The 15,148-nt window shown below is 72.5% G+C and carries 11 protein-coding genes and 3 pseudogenes; 11 read left to right on the top strand and 3 right to left on the bottom strand.

The genetic code is table 11. The annotated features are described in order from the left end of the window. Positions 1-152 precede the first annotated feature (152 nt). Positions 153-2,005: pseudogene (locus tag ACEXOX_RS27740) on the bottom strand (bifunctional metallophosphatase/5'-nucleotidase). Between the two features lie 134 nt (positions 2,006-2,139). Between ACEXOX_RS27740 and mshD the strand changes: the two are divergent. The 8 genes from mshD (at position 2,140) to ACEXOX_RS27780 (ending at position 9,548) form a co-directional block, all read left to right on the top strand. Further along, positions 2,140-3,087 carry a mycothiol synthase gene (gene mshD / locus ACEXOX_RS27745; RefSeq protein ID WP_406523896.1) on the top strand — a complete coding sequence of 316 codons (948 nt, stop codon included), beginning with the start codon at positions 2,140-2,142 and terminating at the stop codon, positions 3,085-3,087. A gap of 351 nt (positions 3,088-3,438) precedes the next feature. Then, entirely contained in the window at positions 3,439-4,320 is an 882-nt protein-coding gene (locus ACEXOX_RS27750; RefSeq protein ID WP_406523897.1) for an MEDS domain-containing protein, read from the top strand. 63 nt (positions 4,321-4,383) lie between these two features. Then, on the top strand, positions 4,384-4,572 hold the full coding sequence (locus tag ACEXOX_RS27755; RefSeq protein ID WP_406523898.1) for a hypothetical protein: 189 nt from the start codon (positions 4,384-4,386) through the stop codon (positions 4,570-4,572). 23 nt (positions 4,573-4,595) lie between these two features. After that, positions 4,596-4,790 carry an ATP-binding protein gene (locus ACEXOX_RS27760; RefSeq protein WP_406523899.1) on the top strand — a complete coding sequence of 65 codons (195 nt, stop codon included), beginning with the start codon at positions 4,596-4,598 and terminating at the stop codon, positions 4,788-4,790. Positions 4,791-5,115: 325 nt separating this feature from the next. Further along, positions 5,116-7,398 (top strand): RNA degradosome polyphosphate kinase, encoded by a 2,283-nt coding sequence (locus ACEXOX_RS27765; RefSeq protein ID WP_406523900.1) that lies wholly within the window; start codon positions 5,116-5,118, stop codon positions 7,396-7,398. Between the two features lie 18 nt (positions 7,399-7,416). Continuing rightward, the gene (locus ACEXOX_RS27770) at positions 7,417-8,526 is read left to right on the top strand and encodes a CHAD domain-containing protein (protein WP_406523901.1); all 1,110 of its coding nucleotides are present in this window, start codon (positions 7,417-7,419) and stop codon (positions 8,524-8,526) included. A gap of 8 nt (positions 8,527-8,534) precedes the next feature. Continuing rightward, complete coding sequence (locus ACEXOX_RS27775) at positions 8,535-8,969, top strand: NUDIX hydrolase (RefSeq protein ID WP_406526490.1); 435 nt, start codon at positions 8,535-8,537, stop codon at positions 8,967-8,969. A gap of 156 nt (positions 8,970-9,125) precedes the next feature. Beyond that, positions 9,126-9,548: an Hsp20/alpha crystallin family protein gene (locus tag ACEXOX_RS27780; protein WP_406526491.1), complete on the top strand. Its 423-nt coding sequence runs from the start codon at positions 9,126-9,128 to the stop codon at positions 9,546-9,548. Positions 9,549-9,666: 118 nt separating this feature from the next. On the opposite strand, the gene ACEXOX_RS27785 is transcribed toward ACEXOX_RS27780, so the two are convergent. After that, complete coding sequence (locus ACEXOX_RS27785) at positions 9,667-10,479, bottom strand: class I SAM-dependent methyltransferase (protein WP_406523902.1); 813 nt, start codon at positions 10,477-10,479, stop codon at positions 9,667-9,669. A gap of 283 nt (positions 10,480-10,762) precedes the next feature. Between ACEXOX_RS27785 and mshA the strand changes: the two are divergent. Then, positions 10,763-12,162 (top strand): annotated as a pseudogene (gene mshA, locus ACEXOX_RS27790) (D-inositol-3-phosphate glycosyltransferase). Next, positions 12,155-12,651: pseudogene (locus tag ACEXOX_RS27795) on the top strand (YbjN domain-containing protein). The pseudogenes mshA and ACEXOX_RS27795 overlap by 8 nt, the downstream one beginning before the upstream one ends. Before the next feature lie 15 nt (positions 12,652-12,666). Here the strand turns inward: ACEXOX_RS27795 and ACEXOX_RS27800 are convergent. After that, positions 12,667-13,821, bottom strand: a complete 1,155-nt coding sequence (locus ACEXOX_RS27800; protein ID WP_406523903.1) for an alpha/beta hydrolase family protein — start codon at positions 13,819-13,821, stop codon at positions 12,667-12,669. A 384-nt stretch (positions 13,822-14,205) separates the two neighbouring features. Between ACEXOX_RS27800 and ACEXOX_RS27805 the strand changes: the two genes are divergently transcribed. Continuing rightward, positions 14,206-14,967, top strand: coding sequence for a phosphoglyceromutase (locus tag ACEXOX_RS27805; protein WP_406523904.1), 762 nt, complete (start codon positions 14,206-14,208; stop codon positions 14,965-14,967). Positions 14,968-15,148: the final 181 nt, after the last annotated feature.

Consider the following 15,148-nt stretch of genomic DNA (forward strand, 5'->3'; position numbering starts at 1 on the left):
GGAGGAGAGATGCGCGATCGCTGAGGGTAGCCAGTTGCCGGGGCCGGCGCGCTGTTCGTTCTGGACATCCCGTGGCGGGCGGGTCGCCGAACGGACGTGCACGGCCCGGCGGTGGTACCCCGCCGGGCCGTACGCGAAGCCATCTGTGCCCGTTACTCCACGATCTTGACCCGGTCCGCCTTCGGCGGCGCCAGCGGCACGTCGGCCGAGGAGTGCGCGGTGAGGTAGGCGGTCAGGGCGTCCAGGTCGGACGGGCCGACGTACTTGTCCTTGCCCTCCTTCAGGGCGGCGAAGCCGTCACCGCCGCCGGCCAGGAACTCGTTGATGGCGACGCGGTAGCTCTTCGCCGGGTCGAGCGGCGCGCCGTCGAGGCGGACCGAGTCCCTGACGACGCGGTCGGCGCCCGCCTTGGTCAGGTCCAGGGTGTAGGTCAGGCCCTCGGACACCTGAAGGATCTTCGGCGAGGCCTGGTTCGCGCCGCTGACCTGCTGCTGGAGCGTGGTCAGCAGCTGCGCTCCGGTGAGGGTGACGACATTGGTCAGGTTGGTGAAGGGCTGCACGGTGAACGCCTCGCCGTACGTGACGACGCCGTCCCCCTCGCTCCCGGACGCCTTGTACGCCAGGTCGGAGCGGATGCCGCCCGGATTCATCAGGGCGAGCTGCGCACCGCCCTTGTCCGGGGCCCGGGTGGCCTCCAGCTGGGCGTCGGAGATCAGGTCGCCGAGCGGCGACTCCGGGGACGCCGCGCCGCGGCCCGGGATGTCGGCGGCGATGTGGCCGACCGGCTTGTTCGCCACCGGCCCGGCGAGCTTGTTCCAGCGCTGGATGAGCGCGGTCATGTCCGCGGCCTTGGGCTGGTCGCGGTGGACGACGTGGTTGCGCGCGGTGGCCGACTTCACCGACGTACGGACGATGTCCTTGGTACGGCGGTCGTACGTGAGCGTGGTGTCCGTGTACAGCTTGCCGAACGAGGCCGCCGAGGTGACGGTGCGCGGCATCCCCGACGGGTCCGGGACCGTGCACGCGTACGCCTGGTGGGTGTGGCCGGTGACCAGCGCGTCCACCTTCGGCGTGACCTTCTTGGCGATCTCCGCGATCGGCCCGGATATGCCGGCGCCCGGACCGGGGCTGTCGCAGTCGTAGTCGTACGCGGTGGAGGCGGGCAGCCCGCCCTCGTGGATCAGCGCGACGATCGACTTCACGCCCTGCCGGTCCAGCTCCTTGGCGTACCGGTCGATGGTCTCGGCCTCGTCGTGGAACTTCAGCCCCTTGACGCCGTTGGCGCTGACCACGCCGGGCGTGTCCTCCAGCGTCACACCGATGAAGCCGATCTTGACGCCCTTGTGCTTCCAGACGGTGTACGGCTTGAGGATCGGGCGGCCGGTCTTCTCGTCGGTGACGTTCGCGGCGAGGTACGGGAAGTCCGCGCCCTTGAAGCGCTTGCCCTTCTGGTAGCAGCCGTCGGTGGGGTGGCAGCCGCCCTTCTGGAGGCGGGTCAGCTCGGCGCGGCCCTCGTCGAACTCGTGGTTGCCGACGGAGGTGACGTCCAGGCCCAGCTTGTTCATGGCCTCGACGGTCGGCTCGTCGTGGAAGAGCCCGGAGAGCAGCGGGCTGGCGCCCACCATGTCGCCGGCCGCCGCGGTGACCGAGTACGGGTGGCCCTTGCGTGCCGTCCGGAGCGCGTTGGCCAGGTACTCGACGCCGCCCGCCTCGATCTTCTTCCTGCTGCCGTCGGCCTGCTGCTCCTCGACGGTTCCGGCGGAGCCTGCGGGGGCTCCAGGTTGCCGTGGAAGTCGTTGAAGGAGAGCAGCTGCACGTCGACGGTGCGGGCGGCGTGGCCCCCGCCGTGTCCGTGGCCGTGTCCGGTGTGGCGGGCGTGGGAGGCGGAGGCGGCGGGTTCGGCGCCGGCCGGTGCCGCGGCCGTGATGCCGACAGCGGCGGCGAGCACCGCCGCTCCGGCCGTCAGTCTGCGCGTCGCGCGCCGCCGCTGCGGTCTCGGTGACATGAGGAGGGTCTCCCTTGTGGGCTGGTGTCCGAGCGGACGCAGCCTACGGTCAACGCGCGTAGCGGAACAGGGGTGACAGGAGGCGGGCCGGTGTCCATCGGGTGTACCGGCGTCCGGGCCGTACGCTTCGAGGCATGACTGACGCAGCACAGGACAAGAGCCGGGCGGGCCGGCGGGTCGAGGTCACGGACGAGCTGACGCCGGACGCGGCCGCCGCCGCCCTCGCACTGATCGAGCAGGCCGCGGCGGCGGACGGGCAGCCCGCCGTGTCCGAGCAGGGGCGGCTCCAGCTGCGCGGCGGGCGGCGCGAGGGCGTACGGCACCTGCTGCTGTACGTACCGGGCGGGCCGGACGACGAGGCCGGGGTGCTCGCCGGGTACGCACAGCTGGAGGACACCGACCCCGTGGAGGCGCCCGCCGCCGAACTGGTGGTGCACCCGTCGCACCGGGGCCACGGCCACGGGCGTGCGCTGGGCACCGGGCTGCTGGAGCAGTCCGGCCGCCGCCTGCGGGTGTGGGCGCACGGCGGCCACTCTGCGGCCCGCCACCTGGCCCAGACCCTCGGCATGACGCTCTTCCGCGAGCTGCGGCAGATGCGCCGCCCGCTGAGCGGCCTGGACCTGGCGGAACCGATTCTTCCGGAAGGGGTGTCCGTACGGACCTTCCAGCCGGGCAGCGACGACGCGGCGTGGCTGGAGACGAACGCGGCGGCCTTCGCCCACCACCCCGAGCAGGGCTCGCTGACCCAGCGGGACCTGGACGACCGCAAGGGCGAGCCGTGGTTCGACCCCAAGGGCTTCTTCCTCGCGGAGCGGGACGGCCGGCTGATCGGCTTCCACTGGACCAAGATCCATGCGTCGGAGGGCCTGGGCGAGGTGTACGTGGTCGGCGTGCGGCCGGACGCGCAGGGCGGCGGGCTCGGCAAGGCGCTCACCGCGATCGGGCTGCGGCACCTGGCGGGGCAGGGCGTGCCGACGGCGATGCTCTACGTCGACGCGGACAACGTGCCCGCCGTGACCGTCTACGAGCGGCTCGGGTTCACCACGCACGAGACGGACCTGATGTACCGCACGGAGACGTGAGCGCGCTCCGGGGCACGCGGCTCCGGAGCGCGTGGCCGCGGAGCGTGCGGCTCCGGGGCACACGGCTCCGGAACGTACGGAGCCCGGAGCGTGCGGAGACATGAGCGCACGGAACACATCGTCGGCTGTCGCACAGAACTCGGCGTACCGTCACCCTCGTTGAGGCAGACGACGAACGCAACCGATCGTCTTCCGCCGTACAGTGATCCATGGGCGCCGCCGTTCCGTCCTTCGGCCCGGCGGCACCGTACGTCCCGCTACCCTCCCGGCTGAGTGCCCGCACTCGGCGCGCCCGAATGCGGGTGCGCCGGTACGGCCGGGCCGAAACGGCGGCAGACGTAGGAGAGTTCCTTGCCCTTCCATGCCGAAGAGCACACCCGGATCGTGCCGGTGGAGCGCCTGCGGCCGGGGGACCACGCCTTCGCGAGTTACGCGGACGAGGAGTCGCGCTGGTCCACGATCGGCTCGTTCGCGCAGACCGGCATCACCCGCGGGGAACGGGTGCTGCTCTTCGCCGACCCCGCGGTGCCCGAAGCCACCGTGCTGGAGCACCTGGAGGCGTACGGCCCGCCGGTCGGACCGCCCCTGAAACGCGGCCAGTTGAAGCTGCTGACCATGGACCGGATGTGGCGGCCGCGGGAGATCTCGGTGGAGCGGCAGATGGCCGGGCTGCGGCGGGAGGTCGAGGAGGCACTGCACGAGGGGTATCCGACGGTCCGCAGCGCCATCGACATGGCCTGGGTGGCGGCCTTCGGCGCCGACGTCGAACGGGTCCTGTGGCGGGAGAGCAAGGGCTGCCACTACCTGTTCACCGACGCGCACTACACCGAGATCTGCACGTACGACGAGACCCGGTTCAGCGGCGACGTCCTGGACCGGGCGGCGGCCGGTCACCCCACCGCCCTGCTGAAACGCCCCGGCACCCTGCTGGCCCTGCCGATCGCGGAACCCGGTTCCGGCACGTACGGGCTGCGGCTCGTCGGCGAGGCCGACCTGTCCACCCGTGAACCGTTCAACGACGCGCTGCGCCGGATCGCCGAGTCACGGGAGCCGCGCGTCGTCCTGGACCTCACCGAGCTGTCCTTCCTGGACGTCTACTGCGCACGGGCCGTACTGCGGATGGCCGCCGAGGACGGCAGACGTGTCGTCATCCGGTGCGACGGCATACACGCCCACACGTTCCTGCTTCTGGGGGCGCTCGACATCCCGCAGCTGACCGTGGAAGGCGAGTGACGCATGGGACCGACGACCCAGGGTTCCCCCGCCGGGGGCCCACAGAGGCCGCCAGGGCCGCGCGTGCGACTCGCCGCCGACCACCGCCTGGAGACCGACTTCACCTCGGCCGACCTGCCGCGGCTGCGCGTCGTGCTGGGGGAGTACGCGGCACGCCTGGGGCTGGCCGGGAGCCGCCGCAACGCTTTGCTGCTGTCCGCCAACGAACTGGCCGACAACGCGATCCGGCACGCGGGGGAGGCGGGCTGCTGAAGCTCTACCGCAGGGGGGCGCTGGTGTGCTGCTGCGTCTCCGACAGCGGGCCGGGCTTCGACGTGTCCGTCATCCCCGAGCGGCCGCCGCAGCTGAGCAGTCCGACGGGCTGGGGGCTGTGGACCGTACGGCAGCTGACGGACGGGCTGGAGGTCGGCCCGGGCAGCGGCCCCCGGCCGCTGGGCGCCGTCGTCACGTGCTGCGTTCGGGTGGCGTGAGCACCTGGATGCCGACCCGGTGTCCCGGGGCCCGGGGCGAGGGCCGCACAGGGGGCGTACGCCGGAGCGCCCGCGCGCCCCCTTACGCGCCCCAGGGGGCGCGCCCCCGGGAACGCAAGGCACGGGAATGTAAACACCGGGGAGTAGCGGCCCGCTTGCCTGGCCGCCACGTCCGCGTTACCGGCGATTCAACGTCGCTTGCGAGCATCGCTGGATGCAGCCCGCTGTCCCGAATGCCGCCGGCCGCCGCCTGCGCCCCGTACCGGAACCCGTACCGGCTCCGTCCGACGGGCTGACGGGGCCCCCGGCGCGGAAGAATAAGGCCATGAACCAGCAGCCCAGCGCCCAGGACACGGACCGGACCGAGCCGACCACGTCCCGGACGGCGGTCCGCCTGCCGCCGTCCGCGCAGCCGTCGGTGGGCTCCATAGCGGCGCACCGCCCGCACGCGGTCGCCGTGCCGGTGCCCGAGCTGGAACCCGACCTCGACGCGGACCTGGACGACTACGAGGAGACCGGCGCGGCGGGCGCCGACGGCGCGGAGCTGCCCGCCGGGCGCTTCCTGGACCGCGAACGCAGCTGGCTGGCGTTCAACGAGCGGGTGCTGGAGCTGGCCGAGGACCCGGCCACCCCGCTCCTCGAACGGGCCAACTTCCTCGCGATCTTCGCGAGCAACCTCGACGAGTTCTTCATGGTGCGCGTCGCGGGCCTCAAGCGGCGCATCGCGACCGGCGTCGCCACCCGCTCCGCCTCCGGCCTCCAGCCCCGCGAGGTGCTGGACCTCATCTGGACCCGCTCGCGCGAGCTCATGGCCCGGCACGCGGCCTGCTACCAGCAGGACGTCGCCCCCGAGCTGGCCGACCAGGGCGTCCACCTGATCCGCTGGCCCGAGCTGACCGAGAAGGAACAGGCCCGCCTGTTCACCCTGTTCCGCCAGCAGATCTTCCCGGTGCTCACCCCGCTCGCCGTCGACCCGGCCCACCCGTTCCCGTACATCTCCGGCCTCTCCCTGAACCTGGCCGTCGTCGTGCGCAACCCGGTCAGCGGGCACGATCACTTCGCGCGGGTCAAGGTCCCGCCGCTGCTCTCCCGCTTCCTGGAGGCCGCGCCGCAGCGGTACGTGCCCATCGAGGACGTCATCGCCGCCCACCTGGAGGAGCTGTTCCCCGGCATGGAGGTGCGGGCGCACCACATGTTCCGGGTGACCCGCAACGAGGACCTGGAGGTCGAGGAGGACGACGCGGAGAACCTTCTCCAGGCGCTGGAGAAGGAGCTGATGCGGCGCCGCTTCGGGCCGCCGGTCCGGCTGGAGGTCGAGGAGTCCATCGACCCGGCCGTACTGGACCTGCTCGTACAGGAGCTGAAGGTCTCCGACTCCGAGGTCTACCCGCTGCCCGGCCCGCTGGACCTGACCGGCCTGTTCGGCATCGGCGCCCAGGACCGGCCGGAACTGAAGTACCCCAAGTTCGTGGCGGGCACCCACCGCGACCTCGCCGAGGTCGAATCGGCGTCCGCGCCCGACATCTTCGCCGCGCTGCGCGCCCGCGACGTCCTGCTGCACCACCCGTACGACTCGTTCTCCACCTCCGTCCAGGCGTTCCTGGAGCAGGCCGCCGCCGACCCGGACGTCCTCGCCATCAAGCAGACCCTGTACCGCACGTCGGGCGACTCGCCGATCGTCGACGCCCTGATAGACGCGGCGGAGTCCGGCAAGCAGGTGCTCGTCCTGGTCGAGATCAAGGCGCGCTTCGACGAGCAGGCCAACATCAAGTGGGCCCGCAAACTGGAGGAGTCGGGCTGCCATGTCGTCTACGGGCTGGTCGGCCTCAAGACGCACTGCAAGCTGTCGCTCGTCGTCCGCCAGGAAGGCGAGATGCTGCGCCGCTACTCCCACGTGGGGACGGGCAACTACCACCCCAAGACGGCCCGGCTGTACGAGGACCTGGGGCTGCTGACCGCCGACCCGCAGGTCGGCGCGGACCTCTCCGACCTCTTCAACCGGCTCAGCGGCTACTCACGCCGGGAGACCTACCGGCGGCTGCTGGTCGCCCCCAAGTCCCTGCGGGACGGCCTGGTGCAGCGCATCACCAAGGAGATCGCGCACCACCGCGCCGGGCGGCCCGCCTACGTCCGCGTCAAGGTCAACTCGATGGTCGACGAGGCCGTCGTCGACGCGCTGTACCGTGCCTCCCAGGCCGGTGTGCCGGTGGATGTGTGGGTACGCGGCATCTGTGCCCTGCGGCCCGGCGTCGAAGGGCTCAGCGAGAACATCCGGGTCCGCAGCGTGCTCGGCCGCTTCCTCGAACACTCCCGGGTGTTTGCCTTCGGCAACGGCGGTGAACCCGAGGTCTGGCTCGGCAGCGCCGACATGATGCACCGCAACCTCGACCGGCGGATCGAGGCGCTGGTACGGGTCACCGACCCGGCCCACCGCGCCGCCCTCAGCCGGCTCCTGGAGACCGGCACGTCGGACGCCACCTCGTCCTGGCACCTGGGCCCGGACGGCAACTGGACCCGGCACGCGGTCGACGCGGACGGCGCGCCGCTGCGCAACGTACAGGAACTGCTCATTGACGCCCGGAGGCGCCGGCGTGGCTCAACGACATGACTTCCCCCGCTCCGGTACGTGCCCGGCGGCGCGCCTGCCGCCCTGGCCGACGGGCCTCCGCGGCCCGGCGGGCCTGCGTACCCAGGCAGCGCCCCGCACCCGTACGGAACCGACGGCTCCGCACTGACCGGACGCACCGCCCGCGACGTCCTCGCCGCCTACCTGCACCACCGGGCGACGGACTTCCTGCGCAGCCTGCGCGCCCACGGCGAGAGCGGCCCGGACGCGGAGAGCACCCGTGAGGCGGCCCGCCAACTCCGGTCCGCCGCCCGGCGGATCGGCGGCGCGCTGCACACCTTCCGCCCGCTCACGGACGAGAGGTGGGCCGACCACCTGCGCGGCGAACTGGCCTGGCTGTCCGGCACCCTGGCCCGCGAGCACGCCGGAACGGCACGGCTGGACCGGCTGCTGGGAGCCCTCCAGCGCCTCACCGCCCACACCGACCCCAGCAGTCCCACCGCCGCTGCCTCCCGGGACACGGCGGACCCCGACGCGGCCGAATCCCTGCTGTCCACCGGGTCCGCGCGCGCCGGCGCCCTGCTGGAACGGCAGATCACCCTCGCCCGCACCCGCGCGCACTCCGCCGCCCTCCAGGCGCTCGGCTCGTCCCGCTTCCACGCCGTCGCCGACGCCGTGGCCGTACTCGCCTCGGAGGTGCCGCTCACCGCCACGGCCGACCGGCCCGCGCCGGACGCCCTGCTCCCGCTGGCCGAACAGGCCCACCGGCGCCTCGCCGAGGCCGTCGCGGCCCTGCCGCTCGCCCGCGCGGGGCAGGCGTACAACGGCGACGCCCTCACCGCCGACTCCCGCCAGGACGCGCTCTGGCACCAGGTACGGCTGCTGGCCCGCCTCAGCCGGTACGCCCAGGAAGTGACCGACCCCGACGACACCGACCCGCGCCTGGCGGAAGCCGGCCGCGCACTGGAACACCACCGGGACGCCGCCGAAGCCGCCGCCGCGGCCGCCGCGGCGGCCCGCACCCCGCGCATCGCCCCCGCCACCGCCTACGCGCTCGGCGTCCTGCACGCCGACCAGCGGCACGAGGCCGAAGCGGCCCGCTACGTGTTCGGCCGGGTCTGGCTCCCCGCACCCGTACCGGAGCCCGGCCCCTCGGTACGGAAGGGGTGACGGAGGAGATGTCGGTGCCCGCGAAACCCGTCCGCGCGGCCGGCTGCGTCCTGTGGCGCCGTTCCGCCACGAGTGACGGCCTGGAGATCGCCCTCGTCCACCGCCCGAAATATGACGACTGGTCGCACCCGAAAGGCAAACTCAAACGCGACGAGGACTGGCTGGCCGGCGCCCTCCGCGAGGTCGCCGAGGAGACCGGGTGGCAGTGCCATCCCGGCGCCCGGCTCCCCAGCACGCACTACCTCGCCAACGGCCGCCCGAAGGAAGTCCGCTACTGGGCCGCCGAAGCCACCCACGGCAGCTTCACCCCGAGCATCGAGGTGGACCGCATCCTGTGGCTACCGCCGGACCAGGCCCGCCGCGTCCTGACGCAGGAACGGGACCGGCAACTGGTGGACGCGCTGCTGGGGGCGCTTCAGCGGGGGCCCGGGACGACTCTCTGACCTGGCCTTTTACGGGTGGTGCGGTCGCGCCCCCACACCGCCCTGCCGACGCGCCTCAGAAACCCTGAGTCGGGGCTTGTCAATTTTCCTTCTCCGAGCTACAACAGAAGGCAGAAGGGCATCGCACCCACTGCCTTCGGAAGGAGATGACCCGTGATGCTCATGCGTACCGATCCGTTCCGCGAGTTCGACCGCCTCACCCAGCAGGTGCTCGGGACGACAGCCCGTCCCGCCGCACTGCCGATGGACGCCTACCGGGCCGGGGACGAGTTCGTTATCCACTTCGATCTGCCGGGCGTCGACCCGGAGACCATCGACCTGGACATCGAGCGCAACGTGCTGACCGTCCGCGCCGAGCGCACCCCCACCGCCCCCGAGGGCGCCGAGCTGATCGCGAGCGAACGCACGGCGGGCAAGTTCAGCCGGCAGCTGTTCCTCGGAGACTCGCTCGACAGCGACCGGGTGGACGCGGCGTACGAGAACGGCGTGCTGACCCTGCGCATCCCGGTCGCGGAACGGGCCAAGCCACGCAAGATCGAGATCGCGGGCGGGAGCTCGCGCAAGCAGATCTCCCACTGAGGTGCGGGTCCGGCCCGGCCTGCCCCCGGCGGGGCGGCCGGGGCCGGGGCGCGACGGAGAGACCGGGCCGGGGCGCGGCGGGCGCGGGTTACGGCCAGTCGTCCAGCACGCTCCTGCCTCACGCCGGCGCGACCGCCTCCCACCGCACGGTGACCTCCCCCTGCCGCCACCGCCGGGGCCCGTCGGCCAGCGGCCACGCCGTACTCAGGGCGAGGACGCTGCGCATCCACCGCTGCCGCGCGCCCAGTGAGGCGTACGGGGCCGCCGCCGCCCACGCCCGGTCGAAGTCGCGCAGGAACGCATGCACGGGCTGTCCGGGCACATTGCGGTGGATCAGCGCTTTCGGCAGACGTTCGGCCAGGTCGGACGGGGTTTCCAGAGCGCTGAGACGGGTCGCGAAGGTCACCGTGCGCGGGCCCTCCGGACCCAGCGCCACCCACACGTGCCGCCGCCCGATCTCGTCACAGGTGCCCTCCACGAGCAGGCCGTCCGGCGCCAGCCGCGCGCACAGCCGCTCCCACACGGCGGGCACCTCGTCCTCCGCGTACTGGCGCAGTACGTTCGCCGCCCGGATCAGCACCGGCGCCCGCCGCCCCGGCAGCGGCACCTCGAACCCGCCGTGGGCGAAGGCCAGCCCCGGGCACGCGTACGGTGCCGCGGCGGCGACCCGCGCCGGATCGATCTCGACACCGACCACCTGGACGTCGGCCTGGACCGTGCGCAACCGGGCCAGCAGTTCCACCGCGGTCCAGGGCGCGGCGCCGTATCCGAGGTCCACGGCGACCGGGGCGGGACCGCGGCGCAGTACGGCGGCGTGGGTGGCGGCGATCCAGCGGTCCATGCGGCGCAGCCGGTTGGGGTTGGTGGTGCCGCGGGTCGCGTTCCCGAGGGGACGGGAGGGCGGGGGAGAGGCGGACGAGCTGCGGACCATGTCCTGACCTTATGCGCCACCGGCCCCGCCCCCGCCTCCACACCCACTGACCCCGTCTCCACCTCTGTACCCACCGCCCCTGCCCCCATCTCTGTACCCACCGGCCCCGGCCCGCCCTGGTGCTCACGTCCCCACCTCCCCCACCCACCCCATGAGGTCACGCTTTGGCAAAGTGAAAAGAGAGCGGGCTCACAGGGAAATGGATGCGCGGGCTCCGTTGTTACGGGCTTCGGAGGCGCCGCACGCCCCGGCCCAGGCCGTACCGGCTAGGAGGTAGCCCGCAGTGAGCCAATACGTGTCCAGGCTCCGCAGCCGTTCCCACGGTCCGTTCCCGGGCCGCTCAGGGCTGCGCCTGCCGGGCGCGGCCCGCCGCCCGCGCCGGGTCGCCATGCTGAGCGTGCACACCTCCCCGCTGCACCAGCCGGGCACCGGTGACGCCGGCGGCATGAACGTCTACATCGTCGAGCTGGCCAGGAAACTCGCCTCCCTCAACATCGAGGTCGAGATCTTCACCCGGGCCACGACCGGCACCCTGCCGCCCGCCGTCGAGCTGGCCCCCGGCGTCCTCGTCCGGCACGTGGACGCGGGCCCGTACGAGGGCCTGGCCAAGGAGGAGCTGCCGGCCCAGCTCTGCGCCTTCACCCACGGCGTGATGCAGGCGTGGGCGGGCCACCGCCCCGGCTACTACGACCTGGTGCACTCCCACTACTGGCTCTCCGGACACGTCGGCTGGCTCGCCGCCGAGCGCTGGGGCGTCCCGCTCGTCCACGCCATGCACACCATGGCCAAGGTCAAGAACGCCGCCCTCGCCGCGGGCGACACCCCGAACCCGCCGCGCGCGTCATCGGCGAGACGCAGATCGTGCGCGCCGCCGACCGGCTGATCGCCAACACGGACGAGGAAGCCGCCGAGCTGATGCGGCACTACGAGGCCGGGCCGGACAAGGTCGCCGTGGTGCACCCGGGCGTCAACCTGGACCGATTCCGCCCCACGGGACCGGCCGCCCCGGGGACCGGCGAGGACATGTCCGACACCGCCACCTCCCGCGCGGCCGCCCGCGCCCGCCTCGGCCTCCCCCAGGACGCCCTGATCCCCCTCTTCGCCGGCCGCATCCAGCCGCTCAAGGCCCCCGACATCCTGCTGCGCGCCGTCGCCGTCCTGCTCGACGAGGACCCGTCCCTGCGCTCGCGCCTGGTCGTCCCGGTGGTCGGCGGGCCCAGCGGCAGCGGCCTGGCCAAACCCGAAGGGCTGCAGAAGCTGGCCGCCCGCCTGGGCATCGCCGACGTCGTCCGCTTCCGCCCGCCGGTCGGCCAGGAACAGCTCGCCGACTGGTACCGCGCCGCCTCCGTCCTGGTCATGCCGTCCTACAGCGAATCCTTCGGCCTGGTCGCCATCGAGGCGCAGGCCTGCGGCACCCCGGTGATCGCCGCCGCCGTCGGCGGCCTGCCGGTGGCCGTGCACGACGGCGTCAGCGGCTTCCTCATATCCGGCCACGACCCGGCCGACTACGCCCGCGCCCTCGGCCGCTTCGCCCGCGACACCTCGCTGGCCGGCCGGATGGGCGGGGCCGCCGCCCGGCACGCCCGGTCCTTCGGCTGGGACACCGCCGCCGCCGCGACCGCCGAGGTGTACACCGCCGCGATGCAGGAACGACGCCGTCACCTACGATCACCCCATGGCTGACGACGCGGCACGACAGGTGATCGAGGCGGCCCTCGACGAGGCCGGCCTGACGTGGGAATCGCCCACCGACGGCACGTACGTGGTGACCCTGCCCGGCACCCGCAAGCTCTCCACGACCTGCTCCCTGATCGTCGGCAAGCACTCCCTGTCCATCAACGCCTTCGTCGTCCGTCACCCGGACGAGAACCACGAAGCCGTGCACCGCTGGCTCCTGGAGCGCAACACCCGTCTGTACGGCGTGAGTTACGCGATCGACAAGCTCGGCGACATCTACCTCGTCGGCAAGCTCCCCCTCGCAGCTGTCACCCCCGACGAAATCGACCGCATCCTCGGCACGGTCCTGGAGAACGCCGACGGCAGCTTCAACACCCTCCTGGAGATGGGCTTCGCCTCCGCCATCCGCAAGGAGTACGAGTGGCGGGTCGCGCGGGGGAGTCCACCCGCAACCTCGAAGCCTTCAGCCACCTGACCCAGCGCCCGCCGGCGTAACGCCTCCGCCCCCGGTCACCGTACGAACCGCACCTCCGGGAAGCGGCCCGACGGCCCGTCCAGCAACCCACTGTCCTCCTCCCGCCCCCGCAGCCACCGGTCGAAGAACGCCGTCACATAAGCCCGTTGCGCCGCCACCGACCGTTTCGGCGCGACCGTACCCACCAACTTCTCGACCACAGCCCGCGGCAGCCCACCCCCACCCCCGCCCTTCTGGGCCAACTGCGGCACCAAACACTGCGCATCCGTGAAACTCGCATGCGCGGCACCGACCAGGGTGAGGTCCCGGTGCCACCCCGAACTGTTCTCCCACACCGCCTTCCAGGACGCGACCGTGTGGTGATCGTCGCCCTCCTTGCCCATGAGGAGCAGTGGACGGTCCAACCCGTCCGTACCGACCGTGGACGGATGGGACGGATCATCGTCCCGCTGGGTGTAACCCATCACGCCGTCCAGATTCACCGCGGCCCTGATCCGGCGGTCGTCATGCATCGCCTGCGCAGCCGTGAACCCGCCACCGGACTGACCGAACATCCCGACCGCCCGCAGATCCAGCACCCCTCTCAACATCCGCGGCAGCACCACCGACCGCCCCAACTCGTCCAGCACGAACCGCGTATCGGCCACCCGCACCGCCGTCAGTTTCTTCAACAACGCGGTCATCTGCTCCGGCCCCCGCACCTTGCCGGCCTCTTCCCGCATCCGGCTGTACGCCACCCGCCCGTCCGGGAACTGCACCCCGGGCGCCTCATACGTATGGTCGATGCTCACGACGACGTACCCCCGGGACGCCAGCTCGTCACAGAGCATGCTCCCGAGCGAGCGCGGGTCCGCCGCGCCGGGCGAGTAGAGCACCACCGGGAAGCCCCGCCCACCGTGCGGCGCGACCGGCGCGTCCAGATGCGCATGCGTACGGGTGGCGGCCCAGTCGGCCGTGCCCTTCGGAATGTCCGCCGAGAAGTTGCTCCAGGCCTCGAAGGCAGCCGCCTCCCCGGGCAGCATCTGCGGCGCACGCGGATGCCCGCCCACCGCCCGAGCCGGGTAGCGGACACTCACCATCAGCTCCCGCTGCGCCTGCTCCGCCACCCAGGGATCACGGCGTCCGCCGTCCACCAGGCGGAGGGACGCGATCCCCACCCCGTACGGCCCGGCAGGCGCGGGCAACGTCATACGGACCGGCACCCCACCCCGAGCGTCCCCAGCACTCGCCACAACCTCACTCCCGCCGCCCGTCGGCGCGAGGAAGGCCAGAGCTGAAACGGCCCCCACCCCCGCCCCCACTCCCGCCATCACACAAGCACGCCGCGTGTACGTCGTCGCCATCCCGTCACTCCCCGTTCGGATCCGTCACTCGCAGAGCCGCCCGTTCCCCCACGGTCGGCCTCCGACCACCCTCCCGAACCCGCACGCGCCGCGCGATCGTGCCACCACCCCCATCGCCACCCCGGCCCCCACGAAGCCACCCGCCCCCTACGCCACCCCGCTCCCTCCCCTCCACCCCCTCAACGCGGGCCGCGGCGAGCCCATGGCCGAATGTGGATTACGCTCGAAGACATGGCCGACGCACCGTACAAGCTGATCCTCCTTCGCCACGGCGAGAGCGAGTGGAACGCGAAGAACCTGTTCACCGGCTGGGTGGACGTCAACCTGAACGAGAAGGGCGAGAAGGAGGCGGTCCGCGGCGGTGAGCTGCTCAAGGACGCCGGCCTGCTCCCCGACGTCGTACACACCTCCGTCCAGAAGCGCGCCATCCGCACCGCGCAGCTGGCCCTGGAGGCCGCCGACCGCCACTGGATCCCGGTCCACCGCAGCTGGCGCCTGAACGAGCGCCACTACGGAGCGCTCCAGGGCAAGGACAAGGCCCAGACCCTGGCCGAGTTCGGCGAGGAGCAGTTCATGCTCTGGCGCCGCTCGTACGACACCCCGCCGCCGGCCCTCGCCGACGACGCCGAGTTCTCCCAGATCGACGACCCGCGCTACGCGATCATCCCCAGCGACCTGCGCCCCCGCACCGAGTGCCTCAAGGACGTCGTCGTCCGCATGCTGCCGTACTGGTACGACAGCATCGTCCCGGACCTGGCCACCGGCCGCACCGTCCTGGTCGCCGCCCACGGCAACTCGCTCCGCGCCCTGGTCAAGCACCTCGACGGCATCTCCGACGCCGACATCGCCGGCCTGAACATCCCCACCGGCATCCCCCTCTCCTACGAACTCGACGCCGACTTCCACCCGGTCATCCCGGGCGGCACCTACCTCGACCCGGACGCCGCCAAGGCCGCCATCGAGGCCGTCAAGAACCAGGGCAAGAAGAAGTAAGCCCACCGCTTTCGAGCCCCTGCCTGCGGTTTCTCTGCTGGTAGGGGGCTTGTCGCTGTCCTGTGGCCAGGAGCACCGAGGCGTAGAAGTGGTGCGGTGCGTGCATCCCCGTTCTCGGTTCTCGCGGGATTCGGCGTTCGGCGCCGGAACGGGTCCGATCGCAGCGGGCGCGGGTTTCCTC

The sequence above is a fragment of the Streptomyces sp. Ac-502 genome (assembly GCF_045222935.1).
Lineage (GTDB): Bacteria > Actinomycetota > Actinomycetes > Streptomycetales > Streptomycetaceae > Streptomyces > Streptomyces monomycini.

Bases quoted from the DNA above. Each gene is read 5' to 3' on its own strand.
- mshD (WP_406523896.1), top strand. From the start codon at position 2,140: ATGACTGACGCAGCACAGGACAAGAGCCGGGCGGGCCGGCGGGTCGAG.
- ACEXOX_RS27765 (WP_406523900.1), top strand. From the start codon at position 5,116: ATGAACCAGCAGCCCAGCGCCCAGGACACGGACCGGACCGAGCCGACC.
- ACEXOX_RS27775 (WP_406526490.1), top strand. From the start codon at position 8,535: ATGTCGGTGCCCGCGAAACCCGTCCGCGCGGCCGGCTGCGTCCTGTGG.
- ACEXOX_RS27780 (WP_406526491.1), top strand. From the start codon at position 9,126: ATGCTCATGCGTACCGATCCGTTCCGCGAGTTCGACCGCCTCACCCAG.
- ACEXOX_RS27785 (WP_406523902.1), bottom strand. From the start codon at position 10,479: ATGGTCCGCAGCTCGTCCGCCTCTCCCCCGCCCTCCCGTCCCCTCGGG.
- ACEXOX_RS27800 (WP_406523903.1), bottom strand. From the start codon at position 13,821: ATGACGTTGCCCGCGCCTGCCGGGCCGTACGGGGTGGGGATCGCGTCC.
- ACEXOX_RS27805 (WP_406523904.1), top strand. From the start codon at position 14,206: ATGGCCGACGCACCGTACAAGCTGATCCTCCTTCGCCACGGCGAGAGC.